The sequence below is a fragment of the Nocardia sp. BSTN01 genome (genome assembly GCF_015354405.1).
Classification (GTDB): Bacteria; Actinomycetota; Actinomycetes; order Mycobacteriales; family Mycobacteriaceae; genus Nocardia.
In genome coordinates this window covers 18,211-44,998 of record NZ_JADKYP010000052.1, presented here as the reverse complement: position 1 = coordinate 44,998, position 26,788 = coordinate 18,211, and the positions used below count along the sequence as shown (strand labels likewise).

Annotated in this window: 27 protein-coding genes and 1 tRNA gene; 7 read left to right on the top strand and 21 right to left on the bottom strand. The window is 67.1% G+C overall.

What is annotated here, in order from left to right; translation table 11 throughout:
- The 3 genes from IRT45_RS29095 to IRT45_RS29085 form a co-directional block, all read right to left on the bottom strand.
- Window positions 1-877 (bottom strand): lyase family protein (locus tag IRT45_RS29095; RefSeq protein ID WP_194809026.1); only part of this gene is annotated, 877 nt, incomplete at its 3' end.
- A gap of 6 nt (window positions 878-883) precedes the next feature.
- A complete protein-coding gene (locus IRT45_RS29090) occupies window positions 884-1,588 on the bottom strand; it encodes a TetR/AcrR family transcriptional regulator (RefSeq protein ID WP_083870566.1) in 705 nt (234 codons plus the stop codon).
- 247 nt (window positions 1,589-1,835) lie between these two features.
- Window positions 1,836-3,005 carry a pyridoxal phosphate-dependent aminotransferase gene (locus tag IRT45_RS29085; protein ID WP_194809025.1) on the bottom strand — a complete coding sequence of 390 codons (1,170 nt, stop codon included), beginning with the start codon at window positions 3,003-3,005 and terminating at the stop codon, window positions 1,836-1,838.
- Between the two features lie 131 nt (window positions 3,006-3,136).
- On the opposite strand from IRT45_RS29085, the gene IRT45_RS29080 reads away from it, so the two are divergent.
- Window positions 3,137-4,141 carry a M23 family metallopeptidase gene (locus IRT45_RS29080; protein WP_194809024.1) on the top strand — a complete coding sequence of 335 codons (1,005 nt, stop codon included), beginning with the start codon at window positions 3,137-3,139 and terminating at the stop codon, window positions 4,139-4,141.
- Between the two features lie 18 nt (window positions 4,142-4,159).
- On the opposite strand, the gene purD is transcribed toward IRT45_RS29080, so the two are convergent.
- Window positions 4,160-5,449, bottom strand: a complete 1,290-nt coding sequence (gene purD, locus IRT45_RS29075; RefSeq protein WP_194809023.1) for a phosphoribosylamine--glycine ligase — start codon at window positions 5,447-5,449, stop codon at window positions 4,160-4,162.
- A gap of 134 nt (window positions 5,450-5,583) precedes the next feature.
- On the opposite strand from purD, the gene IRT45_RS29070 reads away from it, so the two are divergent.
- Entirely contained in the window at window positions 5,584-6,009 is a 426-nt protein-coding gene (locus tag IRT45_RS29070; protein ID WP_194809022.1) for an HIT family protein, read from the top strand.
- Window positions 6,010-6,024: 15 nt separating this feature from the next.
- Here the strand turns inward: IRT45_RS29070 and IRT45_RS29065 are convergent, their stop codons facing one another.
- Both IRT45_RS29065 and IRT45_RS29060 read right to left on the bottom strand, forming a co-directional pair.
- Window positions 6,025-7,623: a cell wall metabolism sensor histidine kinase WalK gene (locus tag IRT45_RS29065; protein ID WP_228535400.1), complete on the bottom strand. Its 1,599-nt coding sequence runs from the start codon at window positions 7,621-7,623 to the stop codon at window positions 6,025-6,027.
- The gene (locus IRT45_RS29060) at window positions 7,620-8,357 is read right to left on the bottom strand and encodes a response regulator transcription factor (protein WP_194809021.1); all 738 of its coding nucleotides are present in this window, start codon (window positions 8,355-8,357) and stop codon (window positions 7,620-7,622) included. The genes IRT45_RS29065 and IRT45_RS29060 overlap by 4 nt, the downstream gene beginning before the upstream one ends.
- A 138-nt stretch (window positions 8,358-8,495) precedes the next feature.
- Here IRT45_RS29060 and IRT45_RS29055 point away from each other — a divergent pair, with 138 nt between their 5' ends.
- A complete protein-coding gene (locus IRT45_RS29055; protein WP_036497739.1) occupies window positions 8,496-8,702 on the top strand; it encodes a hypothetical protein in 207 nt (68 codons plus the stop codon).
- 57 nt (window positions 8,703-8,759) lie between these two features.
- Here the strand turns inward: IRT45_RS29055 and IRT45_RS29050 are convergent.
- The 3 genes from IRT45_RS29050 to IRT45_RS29040 all read right to left on the bottom strand — a co-directional run bounded on the left by IRT45_RS29050 (window position 8,760) and on the right by IRT45_RS29040 (window position 10,223).
- Window positions 8,760-8,831: transfer RNA gene (locus IRT45_RS29050), tRNA-Thr, on the bottom strand.
- Window positions 8,832-8,991: 160 nt separating this feature from the next.
- The gene (locus tag IRT45_RS29045) at window positions 8,992-9,234 is read right to left on the bottom strand and encodes an MbtH family protein (RefSeq protein WP_011207082.1); all 243 of its coding nucleotides are present in this window, start codon (window positions 9,232-9,234) and stop codon (window positions 8,992-8,994) included.
- A 149-nt stretch (window positions 9,235-9,383) separates the two neighbouring features.
- Window positions 9,384-10,223 carry an alpha/beta fold hydrolase gene (locus IRT45_RS29040; protein ID WP_039775983.1) on the bottom strand — a complete coding sequence of 280 codons (840 nt, stop codon included), beginning with the start codon at window positions 10,221-10,223 and terminating at the stop codon, window positions 9,384-9,386.
- A 269-nt stretch (window positions 10,224-10,492) separates the two neighbouring features.
- Between IRT45_RS29040 and IRT45_RS29035 the strand changes: the two genes are divergently transcribed.
- Window positions 10,493-10,660, top strand: coding sequence for a hypothetical protein (locus IRT45_RS29035; protein WP_167331836.1), 168 nt, complete (start codon window positions 10,493-10,495; stop codon window positions 10,658-10,660).
- An 86-nt stretch (window positions 10,661-10,746) separates the two neighbouring features.
- Window positions 10,747-12,294 (top strand): trehalose-6-phosphate synthase, encoded by a 1,548-nt coding sequence (locus tag IRT45_RS29030; RefSeq protein ID WP_036497736.1) that lies wholly within the window; start codon window positions 10,747-10,749, stop codon window positions 12,292-12,294.
- 308 nt (window positions 12,295-12,602) lie between these two features.
- Here the strand turns inward: IRT45_RS29030 and IRT45_RS29025 are convergent, their stop codons facing one another.
- The 12 genes from IRT45_RS29025 to IRT45_RS28970 all read right to left on the bottom strand — a co-directional run bounded on the left by IRT45_RS29025 (window position 12,603) and on the right by IRT45_RS28970 (window position 24,216).
- Window positions 12,603-13,118 (bottom strand): h domain protein, encoded by a 516-nt coding sequence (locus IRT45_RS29025; RefSeq protein WP_194809020.1) that lies wholly within the window; start codon window positions 13,116-13,118, stop codon window positions 12,603-12,605.
- Window positions 13,115-13,933, bottom strand: a complete 819-nt coding sequence (locus IRT45_RS29020) for a hypothetical protein (RefSeq protein WP_194809019.1) — start codon at window positions 13,931-13,933, stop codon at window positions 13,115-13,117. The genes IRT45_RS29025 and IRT45_RS29020 overlap by 4 nt, the downstream gene beginning before the upstream one ends.
- Window positions 13,930-15,354 (bottom strand): MCE family protein, encoded by a 1,425-nt coding sequence (locus tag IRT45_RS29015; protein WP_194809018.1) that lies wholly within the window; start codon window positions 15,352-15,354, stop codon window positions 13,930-13,932. Before IRT45_RS29015 ends, IRT45_RS29020 begins: the two co-directional genes overlap by 4 nt.
- On the bottom strand, window positions 15,351-16,598 hold the full coding sequence (locus IRT45_RS29010) for an MCE family protein (RefSeq protein ID WP_194809017.1): 1,248 nt from the start codon (window positions 16,596-16,598) through the stop codon (window positions 15,351-15,353). The genes IRT45_RS29015 and IRT45_RS29010 overlap by 4 nt, the downstream gene beginning before the upstream one ends.
- Window positions 16,595-17,860, bottom strand: a complete 1,266-nt coding sequence (locus IRT45_RS29005) for an MCE family protein (protein WP_194809016.1) — start codon at window positions 17,858-17,860, stop codon at window positions 16,595-16,597. The genes IRT45_RS29010 and IRT45_RS29005 overlap by 4 nt, the downstream gene beginning before the upstream one ends.
- Window positions 17,857-18,918, bottom strand: coding sequence for an MCE family protein (locus tag IRT45_RS29000; RefSeq protein WP_194809015.1), 1,062 nt, complete (start codon window positions 18,916-18,918; stop codon window positions 17,857-17,859). Before IRT45_RS29000 ends, IRT45_RS29005 begins: the two co-directional genes overlap by 4 nt.
- On the bottom strand, window positions 18,915-19,946 hold the full coding sequence (locus IRT45_RS28995) for an MCE family protein (protein ID WP_194809014.1): 1,032 nt from the start codon (window positions 19,944-19,946) through the stop codon (window positions 18,915-18,917). Before IRT45_RS28995 ends, IRT45_RS29000 begins: the two co-directional genes overlap by 4 nt.
- On the bottom strand, window positions 19,943-21,160 hold the full coding sequence (locus IRT45_RS28990) for an MCE family protein (protein WP_194809013.1): 1,218 nt from the start codon (window positions 21,158-21,160) through the stop codon (window positions 19,943-19,945). The genes IRT45_RS28995 and IRT45_RS28990 overlap by 4 nt, the downstream gene beginning before the upstream one ends.
- A 5-nt stretch (window positions 21,161-21,165) precedes the next feature.
- Window positions 21,166-22,017, bottom strand: a complete 852-nt coding sequence (locus tag IRT45_RS28985; protein ID WP_030518639.1) for an ABC transporter permease — start codon at window positions 22,015-22,017, stop codon at window positions 21,166-21,168.
- Window positions 22,018-22,021: 4 nt separating this feature from the next.
- On the bottom strand, window positions 22,022-22,786 hold the full coding sequence (locus IRT45_RS28980; protein ID WP_030518640.1) for an ABC transporter permease: 765 nt from the start codon (window positions 22,784-22,786) through the stop codon (window positions 22,022-22,024).
- A 279-nt stretch (window positions 22,787-23,065) separates the two neighbouring features.
- Window positions 23,066-23,983: a 3-oxoacyl-ACP reductase gene (locus IRT45_RS28975; protein WP_194809012.1), complete on the bottom strand. Its 918-nt coding sequence runs from the start codon at window positions 23,981-23,983 to the stop codon at window positions 23,066-23,068.
- A 44-nt stretch (window positions 23,984-24,027) separates the two neighbouring features.
- The gene (locus IRT45_RS28970) at window positions 24,028-24,216 is read right to left on the bottom strand and encodes a ferredoxin (protein ID WP_030518642.1); all 189 of its coding nucleotides are present in this window, start codon (window positions 24,214-24,216) and stop codon (window positions 24,028-24,030) included.
- Between the two features lie 222 nt (window positions 24,217-24,438).
- Here IRT45_RS28970 and IRT45_RS28965 point away from each other — a divergent pair, with 222 nt between their 5' ends.
- Window positions 24,439-25,632, top strand: coding sequence for an acyl-CoA dehydrogenase family protein (locus IRT45_RS28965; RefSeq protein ID WP_194809011.1), 1,194 nt, complete (start codon window positions 24,439-24,441; stop codon window positions 25,630-25,632).
- 33 nt (window positions 25,633-25,665) lie between these two features.
- Entirely contained in the window at window positions 25,666-26,763 is a 1,098-nt protein-coding gene (locus IRT45_RS28960) for an acyl-CoA dehydrogenase family protein (RefSeq protein ID WP_194809010.1), read from the top strand.
- The last annotated feature ends 25 nt before the right edge of the window (window positions 26,764-26,788 follow it).

The following is a 26,788-nucleotide window of genomic DNA, read 5'->3' as shown; positions in this document are numbered from 1 at the left end:
AGCGGGTGTTCATCTTGTGCGGCATCGCCGAACTGCCGACCTGCCCGGGCTGGAAACCCTCGGTGACCAGTTCGTGCCCGGCCATCAGGCGCACGGTGTGCGCGAACGACGAAGGGCCCGCGCCCAAGTGGATCAGCGCGGAGATCACGTCGTGGTCCAGTGAGCGGGGATAGACCTGGCCGACGCTGGTCAGCACGGTCGCGAAGCCCAGATGCCGGGCGACCTTCTGCTCCAGCTCGGCGAGTTTGGCAGCGTCGCCGTCGAACAGATCGAGCATGTCCTGGGCGGTCCCCATCGGCCCCTTGATCCCGCGCAGCGGATACCGGTCGATCAGCTCGCGCACCCGGCGCAGGGCGATCAGCACCTCGTCGGCTGCACTCGCGAACCGCTTGCCCAGGGTGGTGGCCTGCGCCGCCACGTTGTGCGAGCGTCCGGCCATCACCAGCGCCTGATATTCGGCGGCCCGCTCGGCCAGCCGGGCAGCGACCGCCACACCGTGTTCGTAGACATGTTCCAGCGAGAGCCGGATCTGCAACTGCTCCACGTTCTCGGTCAGATCCCGGCTGGTCATGCCCTTGTGGATCTGCTCATGACCGGCGAGGGCGTTGAACTCCTCGATGCGCGCCTTCACATCGTGGCGGGTGATCCGCTCGCGTTCGGCGATCGAGGCCAGATCGACCTCCCCCAGCACCCGCTCGTAATCCTCGAGGACGTCGGTGGTGACCGCCTCGGTCCCGGCGGCGCCGAGTTCGGTCTGGGCCCGTAGCACCTCGAGCCACAGCCGGCGCTCCAGCACGATCTTGTTCTCGGGCGACCACAACTGCACCAGCTGCGGACTCGCGTACCGGGTGGCGAGGACGTTCGGGACCAGACTCACGAACAGTCAGTCTAGTGTTCGATGCCTGCTCGGTTGCTGGGGCATGGCCGCGGGCAGATGTTGCGCCGCGGCCGACGGCACGGTCTGCGGCGCCATCAGCGGTTGCGGCACCGGCGGCGCGATCACATCGATCAGTTCCAGCAGCGCGCCGCGGGCGGTGCGGCGCGGTTGCGGATCGGATTCGGCCAGCGCGGCGACCACCGCACCGTCGACCACCGCCACCAGCCGGCGCAACTGATCGGTGCGCACCATGCGGTCGGATCGGCGCAGCACATCGGCCAGCAGGTCCTCGAGCTGGGCGCGTAACCGCAGCTGCACCTCGCGCAGTTCCGGATGCCGGGCCGAGGCCACCGAGCGCTCGTACCGGGCGATCAGCCGCCCGCGCGCGAATTCGTCGGGTCCGTCGGTGCCGACCATCAGATCCACGACCAGATCGACCGTCGCCTCGGCTCCGCGTTTGCGGTGGGTGACCTCGCCGATCCGGCGGCGCATCGACTCCAGTTCGGCATTGCCGCTGAATTCGACCGCGCGCGCGATCAGATCTTCGAGCGATTCGAAATAGTAGGTCGTGGATGCCAGGGGCAGATCCGCGCGCGTCGCCACCGAACGGTGGCGCACGGCATCGAAGCCGCCTTCGAGTAGCAACTCCGCGGCAGCCGCAACCAACGCTTGGCGACGCCTTTCGCCTTTCGGGGTCGTCGCGGTGATCACCGTGTCATCGTGCCAGTCATCATCGGTTCATCCGTGCCAAATCGGTGCGATCTGTGCAAATCTGTGCGTCTGTGCAATCCCGGCCGAATCGTTGCTGTGCAATCGACCATGGGACCGCGCAAATTTCCGGGATCCGGTCCGAGCGGACAGCCGGGACCGGTTCGAAATAGCAAGGGTTGAAATCACAACCCGAATCATTTGTACCGCATCCACGCGCTCCGGTGGGCCGGTACGGAAAGTCTGTGCGTCAGCTCAGATATCGGCCGAGTCGCACGAGTGCCTCCTCGATATCCGCGGTGGCGCCGGCGAAGGAGAAGCGGACCGTACGGTGTCCGTTACGGGTGTCGAAATCGATTCCGGGCGCGAGGGCGACACCGGTGTGCGCCAACAGATCCGCGCACCAGCGCGTCGAATCCTGGCTCAGATGACCGATATCGGCGTAGGCGTAGAAGGCGCCGTCGGCGGGTGCCAGTTCGGTGATGCCGAGGGCGGGCAGCCCCTCGAGCAGTAACGACCGGTTGCGGGCATAGCGGCGGACGTGTCCGTCGAGTTCGGATCTCGCCTCCGGGCCGAACGCGTGCGCCGCCGCGAATTGCGAGATCGCCGGCGGGCAGACGGTCATATTGGACGCCAGCCGCTGCAGCGCCGGACGCAGCCGCGCGGGCGCCAGCATCCAGCCCAGCCGCCAGCCGGTCATCGAGAAATACTTCGACACCGAGCCGATCACCACCGATTCGCGCGAGGTCTCCCAGGACGAACTCACCGGTTCGGTATCACCGTCGTCTCCCGAATAGGCGATGCCGTGATAGATCTCGTCGGAGATCAGCAGCGTGCTGTGGTCGTCGCACCAGCGGGCCAGGGCCGCCAGCTCGTCCGGGGCGATCATGGTGCCGGTCGGGTTCGCCGGGCTGGCCACGATCAAGCCGGCGGGCGGTTCGGGCAACTCCTCCAGCATCGCCACCGTCGGCTGGAACCGGGTCTGGGGGCCGCAGTCGAGTTCGATCACCCGGCAGCCCAGTGCGGTGAGGGTGTTGCGGTAGGCCGGGTAACCCGGGCGAGCGACCACGACGGTGTCGCCGATATCGAATGCGGCCAGGAAGATCAGCGTGAACGCCCCCGAGGAACCGGTCGTGATCACCACGTCGTCGGCCTCGACCTCGACGCCGTAGGTCTCGCGGTGATGGGCCGCGATGGCGGAGCGCAATTCGGGGATGCCGAAAGTCTCGGTGTAGCCGAGTAATTCGGCGTCGAGGGCGACCTGAGTGGCGCGGCGCACCGGCACCGGGGCAGGCGTGGAGGGCTGGCCCGCCGCCAGGACCAGCACGTCGCCGTGGGTGCGGGCGCGTTCGGCCGCGGCCTTCCAGACATCCATGACGTAGAAGGTCGCAACGGTGGACCGCCGGGATTCACTGCGCACCAGACGACGGTAGAACACCGCCTCGGCAGGCCGGCGTGCAGTCCGTCGCCGGGTATCGGCCGCCTGAGACGTTGCTGTGCGCCGCCGCGCCTGCCTGCGGGTCCGGGCGGGCCCCTGTTATCGTCGGCAGAATGCCTGACCAGGCACGCCGCGCGAAGTCGTACCAGGGGGGCTGGACCGTGATCCGCCCCGACTGGCGAACGACGCTGCGCCGCGACCGCCCCTCGATCGCGCATCGCCTCCGTTCCTCGGGCCGCCGATCGCGCGAATTCGGGCAGGTCGCCGCGGTCGAATGGCGCGCGCGGGCAGGGCGCTGGTGGCAGCTGATGCGGAATCGGGACTGGCGCGAGGAATTCGAGACCCTGTGGCCCCGGCTGCGCGGCTGGGTCGGCGAGCATCGGGTGCTGGTGATCGGCATGGTCGTGGTCGGACTGTTCGCCGCCGCCGACACCGTGGCGCCGCAGCCGATCGATTCGACGCCGAAACCCGGCGCGGCACAACGGATCGCGGTCGCCTACCCGTTACAGGTGCAGGCCGAACCCGAAACCAGCAAGCGCTATCTGGCCGCCATCGACAACGGGGAGCGCATGCGCGAGGCGCAGGTGGTGGCCGCGGCCTCACGAGCCACCCTCGACCGCGCGAAGGCCGAAGCCGCCGCCGCGGTCGCCGGGACGCCGCAACCGTGGCTGTCCGGACCGGCCACCACGATTCCGGGTGGCATCGCTCCGGGCGGAATCGCCCCGGGCATCGGCGGTTTCGCGCTACCCGCGCGCGGGGTGTTCACCTCCGGGTACGGCGGCCGGTGGGGCACCTTCCACTACGGGATCGATATCGCCGCGCCCATCGGCTCACCGATCTACGCCGTCGCCGACGGCACCGTCATCGACGCCGGGCCGGCGCAGGGCTTCGGACTGTGGGTACGCATCCGCCACGACGACGGCACCATCTCGGTGTACGGCCACATGTACGACTTCTCGGTGTCGGTCGGCGAGCGGGTGCGCGCCGGCCAGCAGATCGCCCGGATCGGCAACCGCGGCGATTCCACCGGCCCGCATCTGCACTTCGAAATCCTCATCGGCGGACAGCACGTGGATCCGCAGCCGTGGCTGGCGATGCACGGTATCCAGGTCGGCTGACCCGGCCCGCTGTTTCGGCTACACCCGCGTGGGAAGCGAGATCCGGTCCTCCACGGCGGCGAGGCCGATATCGGTCCGGAAGTGGCTACCGGGCAGCTTGATTCCCGCGATGCGCTCGTAGGCGTTCGCCCGGGCCTCGGTCAGATCACCGCCCGTCGCGACGACATTCAGCACGCGACCGCCGGCCGACAGCAGCGCACCGTCCGCGCGCAACGACGTACCGGCATGCAGCACTTCGGCATTCGCGCCCGAGACGGCCGGCGCGCTCTCGGTGCCGGAGATGACGTCGCCGGTGCGGGGGCGGCCCGGGTAGTTCTCCGCGGCCAGCACCACCGTGATCGCCGCGCCGTCCTTCCAGACCGGCGGTTGGGCCTGCGCCAGGGTTCCGGTCGCGGTGGCGTGCAGCAGCGCGCCCAGCGGACTGTCGAGCAGGGCGAGCACGGCCTGCGTCTCCGGATCGCCGAAGCGGCAGTTGAATTCGACGACGGCGGGACCGGCCTGGCCGATCGCGAGACCCGCGTACAGCAGTCCCGAGAACGGGACGCCGCGCCGAACCATTTCGGCGGCAACGGGTTTCACCACGTCCTCAACGATTTCGGTGACGGTCTCCGGCGGCAGCCACGGCAGCGGGGTGTAGGCGCCCATGCCGCCGGTGTTGGGACCGGTGTCGCCGTCACCCACGCGCTTGTGGTCCTGCGCGGGCAGCAGCGGCACCACGGTCTCGCCGTCGACCAGGCAGAACAGGGAGACCTCGGGGCCGTCGAGGAACGATTCCAACAGCACCGGATGGCCCTGTTCGAGCAGTTCGGCACCGTGGTCGCGGGCCGCGGACCGATCGGTGGTCACCACCACGCCCTTCCCCGCGGCCAGCCCGTCGTCCTTGACGACCCAGGTCGGCCCGAAACGATCCAGCGCGGCGTCGAGTTCGCCCGGATGATCGACGACCTCGCTGTGCGCGGTGCGCACCCCGGCCGCGGCCATCACGTCCTTGGCGAAGGCCTTAGATCCCTCGATCCGCGCGGCGGCGGCCGACGGGCCGAAGCAGGCGATGCCCGCCGCCCGGACCGCGTCGGCGATACCGAGCACCAGCGGCACCTCGGGACCGATCACCACCAGGTCGGCGGCGAAATCGCGGGCCAAGCCCACGACGGCCTCCGCGCCGGCCGGATCGACCGCCCGCACCTCGGCGACCTGGCCGATCCCCGGATTTCCGGGCGCGGCCGCGATCGCGGTGACCCCGGGATCCCGACGCAGGGCTTCCACCAGGGCGTGTTCACGGGCTCCGGATCCGATGACGAGTACGCGCACGCGTGACAGCTTAGGGGACGCAGGTGAACGGCAGATGCGGGTACCGGGAGGACGGCCGGCCGCCCTCGTCGGCGGCACCGCCGACCTGTGGACCCGGCCACCGCCGACGGCCCGGGCGGGGCAATATGAAACCCATGCCATCTGTATTCAGCGCGATCATTGCCGGACAGCTGCCGGGGCGGTTCGTGTGGGAGGACGAGGAATTCGTCGCCTTCCTGACCATCGCCCCGGTCACCCAGGGTCATACGCTCGTGGTTCCTCGCAAGGAGATCGACCAGTGGCAGGACCTGGATCCCGCCACGTTCGCGCGGATCAACGAGGTCGCCCAGAAGATCGGCCAGGCGGTGCGCAAGGCGTGGGACGCGCCGCGGGCGGGCCTGCTGATCGCCGGGCTGGAGGTGCCGCATCTGCACGTGCACGTCTTCCCGGCGTTCGAACTGGGCGATTTCAACATCTCCGGCGCAGACACCGATCCGAGCCCGGAGTCGCTGGACGAAGCGCAGAACAAGATCAAGCAGGCGCTGCGCGATCTCGGTTACGGCGCCAACGTCCCTTCCTGACCCACCGAGCCTGAATCACTCCTGCGAACGGGGCAGGCGCACCGCGAACGTGGTGCCCTGTCCCACCGCGCTGCGCACCGAGACCGCGCCGCCGTGCGCGGCGACCAGCGCCTGCACGATCGACAGGCCCAGTCCGGTGCCACCGCTGTCGCGGCTGCGTGAGGTGTCGGTGCGGTAGAAGCGTTCGAAGATGCGCTCGGCGTCCTCGGTGGGCAGACCCGGTCCGGTATCGCTGACCTCGATGACGACCTCGTCCGGCGCGGGTGTCAGCGCGACGGTGACCGCCGCCTCCGGCGGGGTGTGGATCAGCGCGTTGTTGACCAGATTGCCCAGCACCTGACGCAACCGCGCTTCGTCACCGCGCACCTCCAAAGTGCCCGTCCCCGGGCGTATTTCGAGGTCGATGGGCCGGCGTGGCTCCTCGGGTCGCTGCGCCGCGTCGACGGCCCGGGCGTTGTGCACCGCATCGCTGGCCAGTGCCAGCAGATCCACCGGCCGGCGTTCCACCGGGCGCTGCGCGTCGAGGCGAGCCAGCATCAGCAGGTCCTCGACCAGCAGGCTCATCCGGTTGGATTCGCGTTCGATCCGATCCATGAACAGGTCCGGATCCGCCAGCGCCCCTTGCCGATACAACTCCGCGAATCCCTTGATCGTGGTCAGCGGGGTACGCAGTTCGTGGCTGGCATCGGCGACGAATCGCCGCATCCGGGCCTCCGAACGCCGCGCGGATTCCTCGGATGCCTCGGTGGCGGCGAAGGCGCTCTGAATCTGGGACAGCATGCCGTTGAGCGATTGCGAGAGCCGATCGACCTCGGTGTTGGTGCCCTGCACCGGAACTCGGCGATGCAGATCGCCGCTCGCGATGGCGGCGGCGGTCTTCTCCACCTCACCGAGCGGGCGCAGGCTCCGGCGAATCACGAACTGCGCCACCACCGCGAGTACGGCGAGCACGATGAGGCCCACCGCGACCTGCAACCCGATCAGGCGGTCGATGATGTTCTCGGTTTCGGTGAGGCGCAGCGCGACCACACTGGATCCCTGCGGAGTCACCACCTTGATCGCGCGCCAGTGTTCGTCGGGATCACCGACCGATCCCACGGTCTCGGGATGTTTCGACAGATCCGGCGGAGTGTCCGGAACGGTGGGTCCGGAACTCAGCAGCAGACGCTGATTTCCGGTGGGTCCGGTCACCTGCACATAGAACAGCGCGGGCGGGCGTTCCCGCCCCGGAGGTTGCGGAAGGTGCTGGGGCGGTGGCGCATCGGGGCTGGCCCAGCTGTGGGCGGCATCGAACAGTTGGCGATCGACCTTGTCGATCAAGACATTCCGCATCGCGGAGGTCACCGCGACACCGGATACCAGCAGTCCGAGGCCCGCCAGGCACACCAGCGCGAGCACCAGGGTGACCCGCAGCGGCACCGCGGCCAGGCGTCGCGAGATCCGGCGCCGAATCCCGCGCCGAGGCGGTGCGGCGCCCTCGGCACCCGCGCCGGGCTCGGCGATGCCGCCGGATCCGGAATCGGTTCCCGGCTCGGATTCACCGGCGGGACGCACCGGTTCGATGTCGCCCGCGTCGTGGTCGGCACGTTCCCGCACCGAGCGCGGATCGCTCATTTCGCCGACGACCGGCTGCGGCTGGGCGCGCGCATCACATAGCCGACACCGCGCAGGGTGTGAATCAACCGATCGGGGCCGGTGTCGACCTTCTTGCGCAGGTAGGAGACATAGGTCTCCACCACGCCCACCTCGCCGCCGAAGTCGTAGCGCCAGACGTGGTCGAGGATGCGCGGCTTGCTCAGGACGGTTCCGGCATTGACCATGAAGTACCGGAGCAGCGTGAATTCCGTCGGCGACAGCGCGACCGGTTCCCCGGCCTTCCACACCTCGTGGGTGTCGTCGTCCAGTTCGATGTCCTCGAAGCGGATCCGTGAGGACTTCGTCTCCTCCACCACGTGACCGGAGCGGCGCAGAATCACCCGCAGCCGCGCCACCACCTCCTCGAGGGAGAAGGGTTTGGTGACGTAGTCGTCGGCGCCGAGGGTGAGGCCGGTGATCTTGTCCTCGACCTCGTCACGCGCGGTGAGGAACAGGACCGGAGCGTCGATGCCGTCGGCGCGCAGCCGGCGCAGCAGGCCGAAGCCGTCCATACCGGGCATCATGACGTCGATGATGAGGGCGTCGGGCCGGAACTGCTTCGCCCGGTCCAGCCCTTCGGCGCCGTTGGCGGCCGTGGCCACCTCGAAACCCTGATAGCGCAGACTCACCGACAGCAGTTCGACGATCATCGGCTCGTCGTCGACCACCAGCACCCGAGCCTCCGGGGTTCGATCGCCAGCCACTCCACTCATGCTGGATATCGTCTCTCCCGCACCCCGGAATGCGCTGAACGTTGTCTGGGAGTTTCCTGCGAGCCGCCTGCGCGACAGGTTCGGAGACCGAAGCACGCCGCGCGGAAAAAGAGCAGAATGGACATCGGAGAGGTCGTCATGGGAGCGATACGGGGTCTGCTCGACGTGGTGTTGGGCATCCTGACGGCCGTGCTGGGCACGGTGGTCGGACTGCTCGCGGTCGTGGTGTGGATCCTCGGCGCGGTGTTGTGCGTGACGATCTTGTTGATCCCGCTGGGAATCCCGGTCTTCAAGCTCGGCAGCCGCCTGTTCGGCCTGGCCCGCCAGCTTATGCATCTTCCCTGACCACCGGAAAGGCCGACAGAAAGGCTCCGGCCTGCTGTCGCAAGCCGGAGCCGAGAGAGCCCCCTGTCAGGATTGAACTGACGACCTTCGCTTTACAAGAGCGGTGCTCTACCACTGAGCTAAGGAGGCGGGTGAAGCGGTGCCATCATAACCGGGGCGCGGGCCGACCGGAAAAATCGTTCACCACCGCAGGAGGAAACGACGCGACCGCGGCGGCTGCGTGTGCCCGCTCAGGGCATCACACAGCCGCCGATCACCGTCGCGCCGCGCCGTGCGTTCCGGCGCGGAATCAGGACTGAGCGCCCTGGCGAGCCGCGTCGTCGGCGGCCATCGCGTCACGCAGGCTCTTGGGCCGCATATCCGTCCAGTTCTTCTCCACGTATTCGACGCAGGCAGCCCGGCTGTCTTCGCCGAACACCACTCGCCACCCGGCCGGGACCTCGGCGAAAGCAGGCCACAGGGAATGCTGCTCCTCGTCGTTGACCAGAACGAAGAAGCGGCCGTCCTCGTCGTCGAAGGGGTTGGTGCTCATTTCACCTCACTGGATGCTGGCGCTGATTACGGGAACGCGCTGTGTACGGAAACTCGCGGGGCGCGGGCACGAGCCGAAACCGACCGACCAGAGCCGTAGCCCCCGAGCGATGTGTCGACACTAGCAAGACCGACGTTACGCGTTGGTGGTTACCTCGAGCCCGCGAAGAAATCGAGCAGGATCTTATTGACCGCCTCCGGGCGTTCCAAATACCCGTAATGACCGGCGTCGGGGATCTCCTGGTAGCGGGCGTCGGGAATGACTTCGGCCAGCTCACGGGTCAGATATGCGGGGATCATCCGATCGTCGGCGAATCCGATGGACAGGCACGGGACCTTGATCGCCCGATAGGCCTGCAATCGATCGAAATCGTGATCCATCCGGCGCTGGGCCCGGATTCCCGGCGATGCCGGTCCGCCGGTGAATTCGAACAGATCCAGCCAATCGCGCGCAGAATTCGGATCGGCCATCGTGGCGGGCGAAAGATTCATCACCGCGGTGACGGCGGCGTCGTATTTGGCGGGCAGCCGCACCCCGGAGGCGTCGAGTTCGTGCTCGCCCAGCGAGAGAGTCTTCTGAAATTGGTCGAGCCGCGCGTGTCCGGCCATGAAAACGGCTTTACGCACGAGGTCGGGACGCGCCAGGGCCAATTCCTGGGCCACCCGCGCTCCCATCGAGGTGCCGGCGACCAGGGCCGGGCCCTCGTCGAGGTATTCGATCAGCGCCGCGGTGTCGGCGGCCAATTCGTCGATGGTCATCCCGTCGGGCGCCTCATACGACGGAGCGATGCCGCGATTGTCGAACGTGCACACCCGGTAACCGGCCGCCACCAGCGCCGGAACCTGGTGCAGCTCCCACACCCGGCCGGGACTCCCGGTGCCCATGATCAGCACGACCAGCGGGGCGGCCCCCTTGGTGTCGGTGCCTTTGGCCTTGTCTCCCTTCACCTGGTAGTTCAGCGAGATTCCATTCACCGTGGCCAACGGCATGTGTTGCGACCCTTTCCACTCGGTTGGTGCGGTGCTCGGTACCGGAGGCGCGCGAAATTCGCCTCCCTACCAACGTTATAGGTTCGCGGGGCTCCGGCGTTTCGCCGGTGTGACGGGTCTCGCCCACCGTCGTTGCGGTTCGGCAGCGGTCGGCACCAAGCCGACGGGCCCCTGTGCGGCGACCGATACCATTGACACCGCACGGCGCCGACACCACGACGGTCGAACCCCACCGCCGTGCCACGACCCCGAGCCGAGAGGACACGATGATGGCCGCGAAGAGCGCCAACGACATCGCGGACGACGACCTGGAACCGCTCGCCGACGAGACCGCACGGCAGGCACAGCGCGTCGTGGCCGCCTACGCCACCGATGCCGACGAATGCCGGATGCTGCTGTCGATGCTCGGAATCGGTCCCAGCGCGCGCAGCGAATAGAACGAGCGCGCCGCAGCGCTCATGACAACTAAAACCCACGCCTAGCTCCGCCATTTCGGCGACCGGAGGATCCAGCAGTGGACCAGATGCGCGACATACGCAGCGATCGATCTCGAGACGCTTCGCCGGAAACCGAATCCGCACCAGCGGACCGTCCCGGGGGCGCCGGCTCCGGTTTCGTCGTGGTCGCCAACCGGCTCCCGGTGGACCTGGAACGTCTCCCCGACGGGACCAAGCGGTGGAAGCGCAGTCCGGGCGGCCTCGTCACGGCCCTCGAGCCGGTGCTGCGCAACAACAACGGCGCCTGGGTGGGCTGGGCCGGCGTCCCGGACGTGGATGTCGACCCGATCATCGAGGACGGCCTGGAGTTGTATCCGGTGCCGCTCACCGCCGAGGAGGTCGCCGCCTACTACGAGGGGTTCTCCAACGGCACGCTGTGGCCGCTCTATCACGACGTGATCGTGCGGCCGGAGTACCACCGTGACTGGTGGACGGCCTATGTGGACGTGAATCGGCGCTTCGCCGAATACACCGCGAAGGTCGCCGCCGAGGGCGCGACGGTGTGGGTGCAGGACTACCAGCTGCAACTGGTGCCGAAGATGCTGCGCATGCTGCGGCCCGATCTGACCATCGGATTCTTCCTGCACATCCCCTTCCCGCCGGTGGAGCTGTTCATGCAGCTGCCCTGGCGTACCGAGATCGTGGAGGGTCTGCTCGGCGCCGACCTGATCGGCTTCCACCTGCCCGGCGGCGCGCAGAACTTCCTGTATCTGGCGAGAAGGCTTGCCGGGCAACCCACCTCTCGCGGCACGGTCGGCGTGCGGTCGAAACTCGGTGTGGTGCAGGTCGGTTTCCGCACCGTGCGGGTCGGCGCCTTCCCCATCTCGATCGCCTCCGCCGAACTCGACGAGCTGTCGCGAAGACGTTCGGTGCGCGAGCGCGCCGCCCAGATCCGCAGAGAACTCGGTAATCCCAAGCACATCCTGCTCGGTGTGGACCGCCTGGACTACACGAAGGGCATCGATATCCGTCTGGCGGCGCTGCAGGAACTCCTGCACGAGGGCCGGCTCGACCCGGCCGAGACGGTGATGGTGCAGTTGGCCACACCGAGTCGCGAACGCGTCGAGAGCTACATCCAGATGCGCGGCGACATCGAACGTCAGGTCGGCCGGATCAACGGCGAATTCTCCCGCGTCGGTTACCCTTTCGTGCACTATCTGCACCGTCCGATCCCCCGCGACGAGCTGGTCGCCTTCTTCGTCGCCGCCGACGTGATGCTGGTGACCCCGCTGCGCGACGGCATGAACCTGGTCGCCAAGGAGTACGTGGCCTCGCACAGCGGCCTCAACGGCGCCCTCGTACTCAGCGAATTCACCGGCGCCGCAGCCGAATTGCGGCAGGCCTATCTGTGCAACCCGCACGATCTGGACAGCGTCGAGAATGCGATCATGTCCGCGATCGAGGACGATCCGGAGACCAAGCGCCGCCGGATGCGTTCGCTGCGCCGCCAGGTGCTCGCCCACGACGTGGACCGCTGGGCCCGCTCCTTCCTCGACGCGCTGGCCCAGGATCGGGTGGCGGGCAGTGCTCTGCTCACCGATGCGGATGTGGATCCCGGAGGCGCGGAGCGCTAGACAGCGATCCGAGGCGGGTTACACCCTTCGAACCGACCGTCCGGCAGCCGGAGAGCGCCGCCCACACCGAATCTCGGTCCTGGCCTCCGCCGGAGCCGGCGGTCGCCGCACACCGCCACCCCGGATTCCGCCGCACCCGCCGGATCGCCACACGGCCGTGAGCGTGTGGCACAGGCGCGCTTCACCGGCGGGAGATCTGCGCCGCGACCGGAGCCGGTATCGACCACCGATCCCGCCTCGGAATCGCTGTGCCGTCGACGGTAGGGACGAACCCTTAACGGAGATAACGGGATTCGCTTAACGCGGGATCAGATCGGGGTGATGGCGTCGACCAGCCAGTGGCCGCCGTCCTTGTCCAGCGCGACGCGGATCCGGCTCGGTGTCACCGTCCCCTGCGGGGAATCCTTACTGGTGGTCACCTGATTCAGATACAGCAGCACGACCGCGTGCGAGCGCTCCGCCGACACCACGCCGGCCGCCGTGGCGGTCGCCTGCACGGTGAGCTGCTTCTCCTTGGCGCCGGGCGCGATCGCCTGCTGAATCAGCTTCAGATAGTCCTTGCGGAACGAGGGGGTGAGGTTGTCCGCCGATTTCGGCAGTTCGGCGTCGACGGTCTTGAAGTCGTAGGTGAACACCGACTCCACCGCATGCCGGGCCGCGGGGACGGAGTCGGTGCGGGCCTGCTCGATCTGCTTGTCGGACCAGTACTTGTAGCCGGTGATCGAGCCCATCGCGACCGCGGCCACGAACAGCACCGCCGCGCTGATGAACAGAATGGGGCGTAGCTTGCCGGATCCTTGTGTACTCACGCCACGTTCACTCATGCCACGAACTCCACTTGCGAGGCGGTGGTACCACCGTTGTCGTCGCGGTCGACCGTGACCCGGAAGCGGTAGTAGCGCTCCTGCGGATCCTTGGCGCCGGCGTTGGTCAGGGTCTGCTTGGCCGCGACCAGCACCTTCGCGGTGTGGTCGTCCTGGCTCTCGACGGCGGTCTCGATGATCTCGCCGCTGGCCTTCACCTTGGCCTGCTGCACGACCTGCGCGTAGGCGTCCTTGCGCTCGGAGTACTCCTGTTTGAGCTGCCCCGAGGCGACCGAGAGCACCCGGTCGATGTCCTGCTTCGCGGTGTCGTCCTTGATATTGGTCAGATTGAGGATGGCCTGCTTGGCGGTCTGGATATATTCCGTGCGCTGGTCGGCCTGGGTGCTGACCTGATGCTGGTGGTAGGCGAAGAAGCCGCCCGAGCCGACCAGCAGGAGCAACGACAGCACGGCCACGACCGCGGCGGCCCAGCCCAGCGGGCCGAGGGAGCGCTTCGCCGGCTCGGAGGTTTCGGCCGGTGCGTCGGCGGCCGCCGTCTCCTCCGGGGGGCCGGTGAGCCGCACGGTCTTGTCGTCATCGGCTGCCGTCGAGAGTCCGACGGTGGGGTCGGACACCGCCGCGGGCGACTTCGCGCCGCTCGCCGGCGAGGCGGTCGACAGTTTCACCGTCGCGTCGGCGGCGCCCGACTTCACCGTCGAATCGGCGGCCGGCGCGCTCTCGGTCCGCTCGACCGCGACCGCATCGGTCGGCGCCCCTGCCTGCCTGCTGGCGCGCCGCCGGACGCGACCGGTGGGTGTGGAATTCGATTCGCTCATTTCTGTTGCTCCTCGAGCATCGCCTGCCAACTGGACGGTACCGTGCCCGATCCGTCGGGGCCCACATCCCCCTGTCGGTAGCTCCGGCCGTCGGGTCCGGTGAAGGTGTGGTTCTTCAGGTCGTAGGTGCGCAATGCCGCCGCCGGTTGGGTCTGCGCGGCGGGAGCGTCGCCCGGGTTGGCCGTCGGCTCACCGGACGGGGTGACCGGATGCGGATCGCCGAACGGCGGGTTGTCGCCTTCGGGCACATAGCCCTGCGGGTCGTGGCAGAGTTCCGGGCTCGGGGCCCGCTTACCCGGCACATCCGCGCATGGCGTGTTGCGGATACCGCGGACCGCTTCCTTCGCGTTCTGTGCCACCTTGCAGTAGAGGTTCGGCGGCGTGTCCGGAGTGTCCTTCAGTGCCGGTGAGCGGCGCTGATCCTGCGGCAGGAAGCCGGTGGTGCAGCCGGGCGGGTCATTGATCGGGAGCATGAAGTCGACCATGGCGCCGTATTGAGTGGGTCCGCGGACCGCCGTCAGCAGCGCCGCCACCAGCTGCGGGTAGATCACCAGGATCTGTTCGACACCGGCGTGATAGGTCACGCCGACCTGACCGACGCTGGTCAGGTTCGACAGCAGCAGCGGCAGCGTCGGTTGCAGGTCCTGGAAGGTCTGCGACACCTTCTGCGCGGCCGCGGGCGTGCGGTCGAGCAACTGCCCCAGCGAGGGGTCGTGCTGCCGCAACTGATCGGTGACGGTCGCCAGATCCTTCGTCCACGAGCGGATCGCGGCGTCGGACTGGTTCTGGGTGTCGAGCAGCGGACCGATCTTGTCGAGCAGGTCCTTCGTCTCGTTCGTATTCTTCTTCGCCTCCTGCACCAGCAGCGAGGCGGAGTCGATGAACTTCTGCAGATCCGGGCCGGCGCCGTTGAACGCGGTGAAGGCATCGTCGATGACCTGGCGCAGTTTGGTGTCGGCGACACTGCTGAGCAGCCGGTCGGCCTGGTCGAGCATATCGCCGACGTCCTGCGGAAGTCTGGTGCGCTGCACCGGGATCACCGAACCGTCGTGCAGATTTCCGCCGTGCGGATTCTCGGCTGGAACCAGATCCACGTACTGTTCGCCGATCGCCGACACGCTCTTGACGTAGGCATCGACATCGCTCGGAATCTTGAAGTCGCTGCTGATCGACAGTGTGGCGTCGACCCCGTCCGGGGTGAGCTTCACATCCTCGACCTTGCCGACGTTGGTGCCGCGATAGGCGACGTTCGCGGTCGGGTACAGCCCGCCGGTGGCCTCGAGCTTCACGGTCACGCCGTAGCGGCCGATGCCGAACATGGCCGGCAGGTGGACGTAGACGCCCGCCATCACGACCAGGCCGACCACGGTCAGGATCGAGAAGATCACCAGCTGGGTCCGGACGAATTTGCTGAGTTTCATCGACCCGCACCCCCTTGTTGCGGCGCGGGCACCGTCAGCCCGGGTATGGCGGGCAGATTCGGAATCGGCGGCAGGCCGGGAATGCTCGGCGTCGGCGCGGCCGTGCCCGGCGCGGGCGGTGGCGGCGGCTGCATCGGCCCGGTGACCGGGTCACCCTTACCCATCGCGGTATCGGGTGCGATCGTGCCGAGCGCGCCCTCGACCCCGCCGAAACGTCCGCCCAGCGGCGTACCGGTGAGGAAGTTCGAATCCAGTCGCGCGCCGGTGAGGTCGACGGTCATCAGCAGGTTGAGGTAGTCACCCTTGAGCGCCTTGTTCAGGTTGCGCATGGGGAACGGGAAGGTGAGCAGAATCTGCAGGGCGTCGGCCAGATGCGTTCCGGTGTTGGCCAGCGATTCCAGGGCCGGTTTCAGATTGGCCAGATCCGCCTTCAGGTTGTCACCGCTCTCGGCGATCACCCGGCTCACCACATCACTCAGATCACCCAGTGCGGTAATGGTTTTGGTGATGGTCTCGCGGCGGTCTGCCAGGACGGTCAGGGCCGGATGCAGCTGCGTGACGGCCCGGGTCACCTGCTCCTTCTGGTTGTTCAGCTGCCCGGCGAAGCGGTCCAGCCCACCCATCGCGTCGATGATGTCCTTGGTCTGGCCGTCCAGGGTGCTGGTCAGCTGTGCCAGCTGCGGCAGCAGGTCGTGGATGGCGTCGGACCGTCCGGAGAAGGTCTTGTTCAGCTCGTGGGTGATGGTCTCGAGCTGGGAGATACCGCCACCGTTGAGCACCACCGACAACGACGACAACGTCTGCTCGGTGGTGGGATAGACACTCGCGCGCGACAGCGGAATCACATCGCCCGGCTTCAATTGGCCTTCCGGCGCGACATCTTTCGGCGCCGACAGGGCGACGTGGTTACTGCCGAGCAGGCTGGTCTGCCCGATCGCGGCCACGGTGTTGGCCGGCAGGCGCACACCCTTCTCGAGGCTCACCGTGACCAGTGCGTGCCAATCCTCGACCTGGATGTTCTTCACCGTGCCGACCGTGACGTCGTCCACCTGCACCGGCGAATTGCGGGTCAGGGTGGTGACATTCGGCATCTGGATCTTGATCTGCCAGGCGCCCTCCCCCGTTCCGGCCGCGCCGGGCATCGGCAGGGTGTTCAGGCCGTCCCACTCGCATCCGGTGGCGCCCAACAGAATGACCAGACCGACGGCGGCGCCGGCGAGTCGCAGTCGTCCGCGTCGCATCATCGTCCTCCTCCCGGAATCGCCAGGCCGGCCAGACCGCTGGGCACCTCGGCCGGAGCCTCGCCGGGCGCCGGATATTCGACGCGGTCGGCCAGACTCGGGGGCGAGAAGGTCAGCTGGCTCGGGAAGGCCTGCTGCCCGGACGCCGGATTCACCAGCAGCGGTGGGTAATTCATCATCAGCGAGCTGATCACCGGTGCCACCTGTTGCCTGCACAGGTCCGCGGTCCGCTGTGAACCGTTGTCCTCGAGCGCCTCGACGGCGCCACACAGGAACGCGAACGGATTGCGGAAGTTCGGCAGCGCCACGGCGCCGGTGAGCGTGCCCTGCGCGGGCTTGTAGATCTGATAGAAGTTCGACAGCGCGACCGGGCCCGAATGCAGGACCTGTTCGAGCTGCGGACGCTTGTCGGCGAGGATCTGGGTCACCTGCGCCAGATTCTGCACACTCTCGGTGAGCTGGCCGCCGCGTTCGTCCAGGAAACGCTTGACGTCGGCCACCGCCGAATCGAGATTGTCCAGGCCGGCGCCGAGGTCGTCGGAGACGCCCGACAGCACCGAGGACACCGAGGCCAGCCGACCACCGAACTGCACGATCTGATCGTTGCTCTTGGACAGCACATCGACGAACTGCTGCAGGTTGCGAACCGTGCCGAACAGGTCGGTGCGACCGTCGGACAACGTGTTCAGCGTGCTCGACAACTCGTGGAGCGTGTCGCGCAGCGCCTGGGCGTTGCCGCCCGCGAGGTTGTCCGATGCGGTGTTGACGAACCGTCCGAACGAGCCTTGCTGATCCTCACCGATCGGGCCCAGGGCCTTGGACAGTTTGGTCAGCTCGGCCTTGATGTCGTCCCATTCCACCGGCACCGCGGTGTGCTCGATCGGAATCACGCCGTCGTCGTGCATCTTCGGGCCACCGGTGTACACCGGTGCCAATTGCACGAAGCGAGCCGAGACCAGATTCGGCGAGACCGTGACGGCCTTGGCATCGGCCGGGATGTCGACGCCGCGGTCGACCGTCATCGTCACCTTGGTCTTGTCCCGGCCCGGCTCGATCGCGTCGATCCGGCCGACCTTGACGCCCAGCACGCGCACGTCGTCACCGGCGTACAGCCCGGTGGTGGATGGGAAGTAGGCGGTGATGTGGGTCTTGCCGATATTGGTCACCGCGCCGTAGACGATCCAGCCCGCCAGCGCCACCACCAGGGCGGCGGCCACGACGCGGACCCATTTCGGCACCTTCGTGATCGTGCGAATCGCGTTCATCGCGGCGGCTCCTGGATCGCGGGCCCGATCGAGGGCGGCGGGGTGGTCAGGTACTTCCAGAACGATTCGGGCACATGCTGCGGCCAGACCAGCGCGTCCACCAGCGGCTGCAACGTCATACTCGTGGCGTTGGAGACGTAGGCCTGGAAGTACGGGCCGCTGCCGACCTGTTCACCGAGGGCCGCCTCGAACGGTCCGAGCGCGTCCAAGGCCGCGTTCAGGTTGTTCTTGTTCCGCTCGAGCAGTTGCAGCACCGAATTCAGCTTGTCCAGTGTGGGTTTCAGGCTCTGCTCGTTGTCGTTGACGAAACCGGTCAGCTGCTGTGCCAGCCCGTTGACGTAGACGATCAGCTGACTCAGCGCGGTGCGCCGGGCATCCAGCTCACCGAGCAGGTTGTTGCCGTCCAGCAGCAGGGCGTTGATCTGGTTCGACCGATCCGAGAGCACCTTGGTGACGTTCTGCGCGTGCGAGAGCAGTTCGGTCAGGGCCTTGTCCCGCGTGTTCAGGCTGCGCGAAAGTTGTGTGATGCCGTCCAGTGCCGAGCGCAGCGGCGCGGGCGTGTCGGCGAAGGCGTCGGACAGGGCGTCGAGAGTCTTGTTGACCTGGTCGGTGTCCAGCCCCTTCACGGTATTGCTCAGATCGCCCAGGGCGTCGTTGAGCGAATACGGAGAAGTGGTGCGGTCCAGCGGAATCGGCTGATCGCTGCGCAGCACACCGGACCCCTGCGGATCGACCTCGAGGGATTTGCGCCCGAGCACGGTGTTGGTCTTGATCGCGGCGGTCGTCTTCTTCCCCAGGACGATGGATTCGTCGAGGCTGAACCGGACCTTCACCTTGGGACCGTCGAGGCTGACGTCCTCGACCTGCCCGGACCGGACACCGGCGACCTGCACCTGGTCACCGGTCACCAGACCGCCGGCATCGGCGAAATACGCGGTGAATTCGGCGCCGCTGCGGATGAACGGAAGCCGGTCGAACTGCAAGGCGGACAACGCGATCGCGACCGCCAGCACGACGCCGACGACGCCGTGTTTGATGAGCGGGGAGGTCTGGTTCACTTCGTCGAACACCTTCCGGTCGTCTGCAGACCGGGCAGATTCACATGCATCGGCTTACCGTCCGGGCCGTCCACGAGGAAATTCGTCCCGCACACGTACATGTTCAGGAACGAGCCGTACGCACCGAGGCGCACCAGCTCCTTGTAGGTCGAGGGCAGGTTCTGTAGGACCCACTCGACATCGTCGGACTTCTGGTCGAGACTGTCCGAGACCCGGCCCAGCTGATCGAAGGTCCCCTTGAGGTCCGGGCGGGCCTGCTTCAGCAGATCGGTGAGATCGCCGGTGGCGCCGGCCAGTCGCGGCAGCGCCGCACCGATCGGGTCCCGGTCCGCGGCCAGGCCGCTCACCAGACGCTGCAATTCGGTCAGCGTGGTGTCGAAATCCTTGTTGTGATCGTCGATCGTGGCCAGCACTGTCTTCAGGTTCTCGATCACGCTGCCGATGAGGGCATCGCGGTCGGCCAGGGTTTTGGCGAACGAGCCGGAACTGTTCAGCAGTGCGACCAGGGTGCCGCCCTGACCCTGGAAGACCTGCAGCAACGCCTCGGTCAGGGAGTTGACCTGCTGCGGGTCCAGCCCGCGCAGCAGCGGTTTGAAACCACCCAGCAGCATGTCCAGATCCAGCGCCGGCTTGGTCTTGTCCAGGCCGATGGTGCCGCCGGAGTGCAGCACCTGCGCGGTGCCCGGGGCGTCCATCAGCTCCAGATACCGGTCACCCACCAGATTCTCGTAGCGCACGGCGGCTTGGGTGCTCACATAGAGCTTGTACTGCCGGTCGACGTCGAAATCGACGTGAGCCAGATGATCCTTGCCGACCTCGACGCTCTTCACCGAGCCGACCGGCACACCCGCGATGCGCACCTTGGACCCGGGCAGCATGCCCGAGGAACTGGTGAACACCGCGTGGTAGCCGTTCTCCCGGGCGAAGCGCATCTGCGAGAAGATGACGACCAGCAGGGCCAGGACCAGCACCATCACGAGCGTGAAGATCCCGAGTTTGACGCTGGTGGCATGTGGTTTGAGCCTCACGGATTACCCACCCCCGGCAGGCCCGCGAACAGCAACTGGAAGACCCGGGGCCCGTTCAGATGGGTGGACAGTTCCGGTGTGTACACCCGTCCCTCACTGGTGTCGGTGACCAGGTAGTTCGAGTGGCTACCGGGTTTGCGGTCGAGAATGCCCTCGCAGTGCGGGCCACCGGTCGCATTCACCTTCGGCAGATCCTTCGGATAGGAATAGGGCGTGCCGCCCGGCATGAAGCTGGCGTTCAACGTCACCCACGGTCCGGTTCCGCCGAAGATCTCGTTGGCTCGCGGGATAGCACCCGCGACACCTTCGACCAGGCAGAACAGTGCCGGGTTGTATTCGTTGAGCAGTTCGGCCGTCGGCCGCAGCAGATCCAGTGCCGTCGACAGGCCGTTCTCGTTCTCCTTCAGCACCGCGCCCGTGGTGTCGGCCAGGCCGATCAGATTCACCAGCACCGCGTCGAGGCTGTCCTTGTGGCCGACGAGGGTCTTACTCGTCACGGCCGCGTTGTCGGTCGTGCGCAACAGGTTCGGCGCGGTGTCGGCGTACAGGTTGGTGACTCCCACCGACGTCTGCAGATCACGTTGCAGATCCGGCAGGCTCGGATTGATATCGCGCAGATATTCGTCACTGTCGACCAGCAGTTGGCCGAGTTCGTCGCCGCGGCCCTGCAATGCGGTGCCGAGCGCGGTCAGCGTCGCGTTCAGTTTCTCCGGCGCGATCTTGCCGAGTACCTCGGTCAAATGCTGGAACAGCGTGTTGAATTCGACGGTCACCGACTGCGCGGTCAACGTGGCGCCGGCCTGCAGATGCTGCGCGGAGGGAACCTCCGGATCGACGAAGTTCACGTATTTGGCACCGAAGACCGTGGTCGATCGGATGTCGACGGTCGAGTTCGCCGGCACCATCTTCAGTTGGTCGGGGTCCATCGCCAGGGTCAGCCGAGCGTGGTCGCCGGTGTAGGCGATATCGGAGACGTGGCCGATCTGCACACCGCGGATCTTGACCTTCGCGTCCTTGTCCATCACCAGACCCGCGCGCGGGGCGTCGAGGTAGACCGGTTTCGAGGTGGTGAATCCGCCCACGAACATCGTCAGAGCGACGGCGACGATCGCGGCCAGAAACAGAATCAGCGCCACCCCCGAAAGCTTGACACCCCATCCGGCGCCGAAAAACTTGCCGGCGCCTTCCTTTTCGACGAGTTTATTTGCCGCCATACCGCCTACCCGGAGAGATGGAAGTTGCCGGAGGTGCCGTAGATCGCCAGCGACATCAGCAGGGTCACCGACACCACTGCCACCAGCGAGGCGCGCACCGCGTTACCGACCGCGATTCCGACACCGACCGGTCCACCGGTCGCGTTGTAGCCGTAGTAGGTGTGGATCATCATGACCGCCAAGGCCATGAGGATCGCCTGCACGAACGACCACAGGATGTCACTGGGAATCAGGAATGTGGAGAAGTAATGGTCGTACACACCGGCCGACTGGCCGTAGATGACGACCGTGGCGAAGCGGCTCGCGACGAACGACGCGATGACCGCCAGCGCGTACAGCGGAACGATCGCGATCATGCCCGCCAGCACGCGGGTGCCGACCAGGAAGGGCATCGGCCGGATCGCCATGGATTCCAGGGCGTCGATCTCCTCGGCCACCCGCATGGCGCCCAGCTGGGCCGTCGCGCCGGCGCCGATGGTCGCCGCCAACCCGATGCCCGAGATCACCGGTGCCGCGATCCGCACATTGAGGAATGCGGCGAAGAATCCGGTCAGCGCCTCGACACCGATATTGCCCAGCGAGCTGTAGCCCTGCACCGCGATGGTGCCGCCGGTGAACAGGGTGAGGAAGCCGACGATCACCACCGTGCCGCCGATCACAGCCAAAGCGCCTGTGCCCATGCTGATTTCGGCGATCAGGCGAATGGTTTCGGTGCGGTAGTGCGAGAACGCCTTCGGCACCGAGGCCAGCGACTTCGCGTAGAACTGGGCGTGATGCCCGATTCCGTCCATCGAACTCGACACCCGCCGCACACGGCGAACAGTACGGGGGAAGCGGGACTGGATTACGAACGCCATCGGATCACCGCACCGTGAACTTGATGCCGACGGCGGTAACCACGACGTTCACCACGAACAGAGCCATGAAGGAGAAAACCACCGTCTGGTTGACCGCGTCACCCACACTCTTGGGACCGCCCTTGACGTTGAGACCGAGATAGCAGGCCATGAGTCCGGCGATCAGACCGAACAGCGCGGCCTTGACCTCGGAGATCACCAGCTCCGGCGTATGGGTGAGCAGGGTGAGCCCGTTGACGAAGGCGCCGGGGTTGACGCCCTGCAGGAGCACCGAGAACAGGAAGCCGCCGGCGATGCCGATCGTCGAGACCAGGCCGTTGAGCAGCGCCGCGACGAACATCGAGGCGAGTACGCGAGGCACCACCAGGCGATGGATCGGGTCGATGCCGAGCACCTTCATGGCGTCGATTTCTTCCCGGATCGTGCGCGCACCCAGGTCCGCGCAGATCGCGGTGGCGCCGGCGCCGGCGACGATCAGCACCGTCACGATCGGACCGACCTGGGTGACCGTTCCGAATGCGGCGCCCGCGCCGGAGAGATCGGCCGCGCCGATTTCGCGCAACAGAATATTGAGAGTGAAGCTCACCAGAACTGTGAACGGGATCGCGACCAGGATGGTCGGGATGATCGACACCCGTGCGACGAACCACGACTGGTCGACGAATTCCCGTCGCTGAAATGGCGGACGTATCAAGGCCCGCGCCACAGCGGCCACGAGTTCGAAGAACCCGCCGACCGCACGCAACGGCACGGCAAGAACCTCGTTCATTCCGCGATTCCTCCTTGCCGACCCGTACGCGCAACGCTGCGCCAGCGAGCCTCCACACCTCTTCCGCTCCGAAGATTAGAACACGTTCACATCGAATCGGAAGAGAATTTGACATTTTTGACCTGCTCTTTTCATCCGAGCTTCAGCTCCGAAGCTAGAACAGGTTCATACGCTGTACAGAACGCCTTTGTGAGGCACCCCACAACCATCGACCCCCATGTCTACCAAGTGCGAGACCGCCGATCAACCGGAGTTGGTCGGACGACCTGCGCCTGATAATCAGCCGAGATCGTGCAGCGAACTCGCAGAAAACGTACGCCCGGCGGGGCGCTCGGCGAAGTAGGTGCCGAGTGTGTCGGCCAGCGCGTCGGCACTCCATTCCGCGCCGGCGGCGTCGAAGCGAGCCTCGACTTCGGGTGCGGCCATCAGCGCGACCATCGGGCCGTACACGACGAACACCTGACCGTTGATCGCCTCGGCGCCCGGGGAGGCCAGGTAGGCGACGAGCCGGGCGACATGTTCCGGCGCCAGCGGGTCCACATCCCCTTCGGGAGCGGCGGAGAAGACCGATTCCGTCATGGCGGTCCGGGCCCGCGGGCAGATGGCGTTGGCGCGCACGCCGTATCGCGACAATCCGCGCGAGGCGGACAGCGTCAGCGCGGTGATTCCGGCTTTCGCGGCCGCGTAATTCGGCTGCCCTTCCGGACCCAGCAAACCGGCTTCCGATGATGTGTTGATCAGGCGCCCGTAAATTGGAGCACCGGATTCCTTCGATTTACCGCGCCAGTAGGCGGCGGCATTACGCGACAACAGGAAATGGCCGCGCAGATGGACCGCGAGGACCGCGTCCCAGTCCTCGTCGGACAGATTGAAAAGCATGCGGTCGCGGACGATTCCCGCATTGTTGACGACGATGTCCACACCGCCGAAGGTCTCGTCCGCCGTACGAATCAGGGCGTCGGCGGTGGCGCGCTCGGCCACACTGCCACCCACGAATTCCGCTTTCGCGCCCAGCGCGCGAATATCGGCGAGGGTGGCGGCCACCGCCTCGCTTTCGGCCAGGTCGTTGACCACCACCGAGGCGCCGGCCCCGGCCAGCGCCAGCGCTTCGGCCCGTCCGAGGCCCGCGCCGGCTCCGGTCACGATCGCTACCTTGCCGGACAGATCCGTCCCCGACTGATTCGACGATTCACTCACGCCGTGACTCTAGAACGTGTTCCAGTTATCGGCAAGCATCCATTTCACTGCAACCGCAGGGCAGCCTTCGGGCATTGCGCGACGGCGGTCTCGACATCGGAGAGCCGGTCCTCAGGCACGTCGGCGGTGAGGATGTGCAGCTGGTCCTCATCGTCGAGTTCGAAGACGTCGGGGGCGATTCCGACGCAAATACCGTTGGCCTCGCACTGGTCGAAATCCACACTGACCTTCATTGATAACTCCTTCACCACCAGGTAGTGCCGAGCCTACAAGCCCGGCCGGGCCGCTGCGGCCGAAGCGGCCGGATTCGGTTTCCATACTGGAACATGTTTCAGTAGATATGCAATGATCGACGTCAGGGCAGATCGGCCCGGCGCGGACCGCCGCCGGGCCGACCGTCACAGGGGCGATGTCGTCACATCCGCCATCACATCACCGAGTACGAGGTAACCGCCATGCGGATTGCTTATACCGAGCAACAGGAGCAGCTGCGCGCCGAGCTCCGCGAATATTTCGCCAAGCTGATCACGCCGGAGCGCCGCGAGGCCTTGTCGTCGCAGACCGGTGAGTACGGGCACGGCAACGTCTACCGCGAGGTCGTGCAGCAGATGGGCCACGACGGCTGGCTCACCCTCGGCTGGCCCAAGGAGTACGGCGGTCAGGATCGCTCGACGATGGATCAGCTGATCTTCACCGACGAGGCGGCCGTCGCGGGTGCGCCGGTGCCCTTCCTGACCATCAACTCGGTGGCGCCGACGATCATGCACTACGGCACCGAGGAACAGAAGAAGTTCTTCCTGCCCAAGATCTCGGCGGGCGAATTGCACTTCTCCATCGGTTATTCCGAGCCCGGCGCGGGCACCGACCTGGCGTCGCTGCGCACCACCGCGGTCCGCGACGGTGACGACTGGGTGATCAACGGCCAGAAGATGTGGACCAGCCTCATCCAGTACGCCGACTACATCTGGCTGGCCGCCCGCACCGACCCGACCGCCAAGAAGCACAAGGGCATCAGCATGTTCATCGTGCCGACCTCGGCCGAGGGCTTCTCCTGGACGCCCGTGCACACGATGGCCGGGCCCGACACCAGCGCCACCTACTACCAGGACGTGCGAGTGCCACACTCCGCGATGGTCGGCCCCGAGAACGGCGGGTGGGCGCTGGTCACCAATCAGCTCAACCACGAGCGGGTGGCGCTGACCTCGGCGGCGCCGCTGGCGCTGGCGGTCGCGCAGACCACCGAATGGGCGCGCGACACCAAGGACTCCAGCGGCGCGCGCGTGATCGACAGCGAGTGGGTGCGGCTGAATCTGGCACGGGTCCACGCCCAGGTGGAGTTCCTCAAACTGCTGAACTGGGAGATCGCCTCGGGCGCCGATGCGGGCGGTGACGCCGCGCCCCGGCCGTGGGATGCCTCCACCTGCAAGGTGCTCGGCACCGAATTGGCCACCGAGGCCTACCGACTGCTGATGGAGGTCCTCGGACCACAGGCGTATCTGCGGCAGGACTCCCCCGGCGCGCAGCTGCGCGGACGGCTCGAGCGGATGCATCGCGCCTGCTTGATCCTGACCTTCGGCGGCGGCACCAACGAGGTGCAGCGCGACATCATCGCGATGACCGCCCTCAAACAGCCCGCTGCCGCCCGCTGAGCCGGTCGGAAACGTCGAAAACTAGGAACAACAATGGATTTCACACTTACCGAGGGCCAGCAGGATCTCGCGCGGCTGACCGGCGAGGTCTGCGCCAAACTCGTCACCGCCGACCGGCTGCGGGAACTGGACAAGGCCGAGGTCCGCTTCGACGACCAACTCTGGCGGTCGCTGGCCGAGACCGGCGTGCTCGCGGCCGCGCTGCCGGAATCGGTGGGCGGCAGCGGACTCGGCGCGCTGGAACAGACCGCGATTCTGCGGGAGATCGGCAAATCCGCCGCCCCCGTGCCCTATCTGTGGTCGGTCGTCCTCGGCGCCGGCGCGCTGGCCCGCTGGGGTGACGAGGCGCAGCGCGAGCTGGCGGCGAAAGCCGGTGCGGGCGAGACGATTCTGACCGCGGCACTGTCGGAGGAACGCAACTGGGAGCCGGCGAAGCCGACCACGACCGCGACCGAGGACGGCGGCTGGAAGCTGGTCGGCGCCAAGACGGTCGTCCCCTTCGCGGCGCAGGCGGCGCGCATCCTGGTGCCCGCCACGGTGTCCGGCAAGGCCGCGGTATTCCTGGTCGATCCGGCGGACGCGCGCGTCACGCCGCAGCAGGTGGTCGACCGCAGCCCGCAGGCCGAGGTCGAATTCGATTCCACCCCCGCCGAATTGGTCGGCACCGTCGACGACGGCGCCGAAATTCTCGCGTGGCTGCTGAACCACGGCTGGCTCGGCCTGGCCGCACAGCAACTCGGGACCCTGGAGCGCGCGGTCGAACTCGTCGCCGAATACGGCCGCGAGCGTGAGCAGTTCAATCGCAAGATCGGCAGCTTCCAGGCGGTCGCGCAGCGGCTGGCCGACGGCTACATCGACCTGCAGGGGCTGCGGCTGGCGGTCACCCAGGCCGCGTGGCGGGTCGACGAGGCGCTGGCGGCGGAGGCGGAGATCCACACCGCCAAATTCTGGGCCGCCGAGGCCGGTCACCGCATCGCCCACACCGCCGTGCACGTGCACGGCGGCGTAGGCATCGACCGCGACCACATCGTCCAGTGCTACTTCACCGCCGCCAAACACAACGAGTTCGCGCTCGGCGGCGCCACCGATCACCTGCGCGCTCTGGGCACCCTCCTGGCCGAGGCCCACTGACGCAGGCGCTCGCCCGGGCCGGACC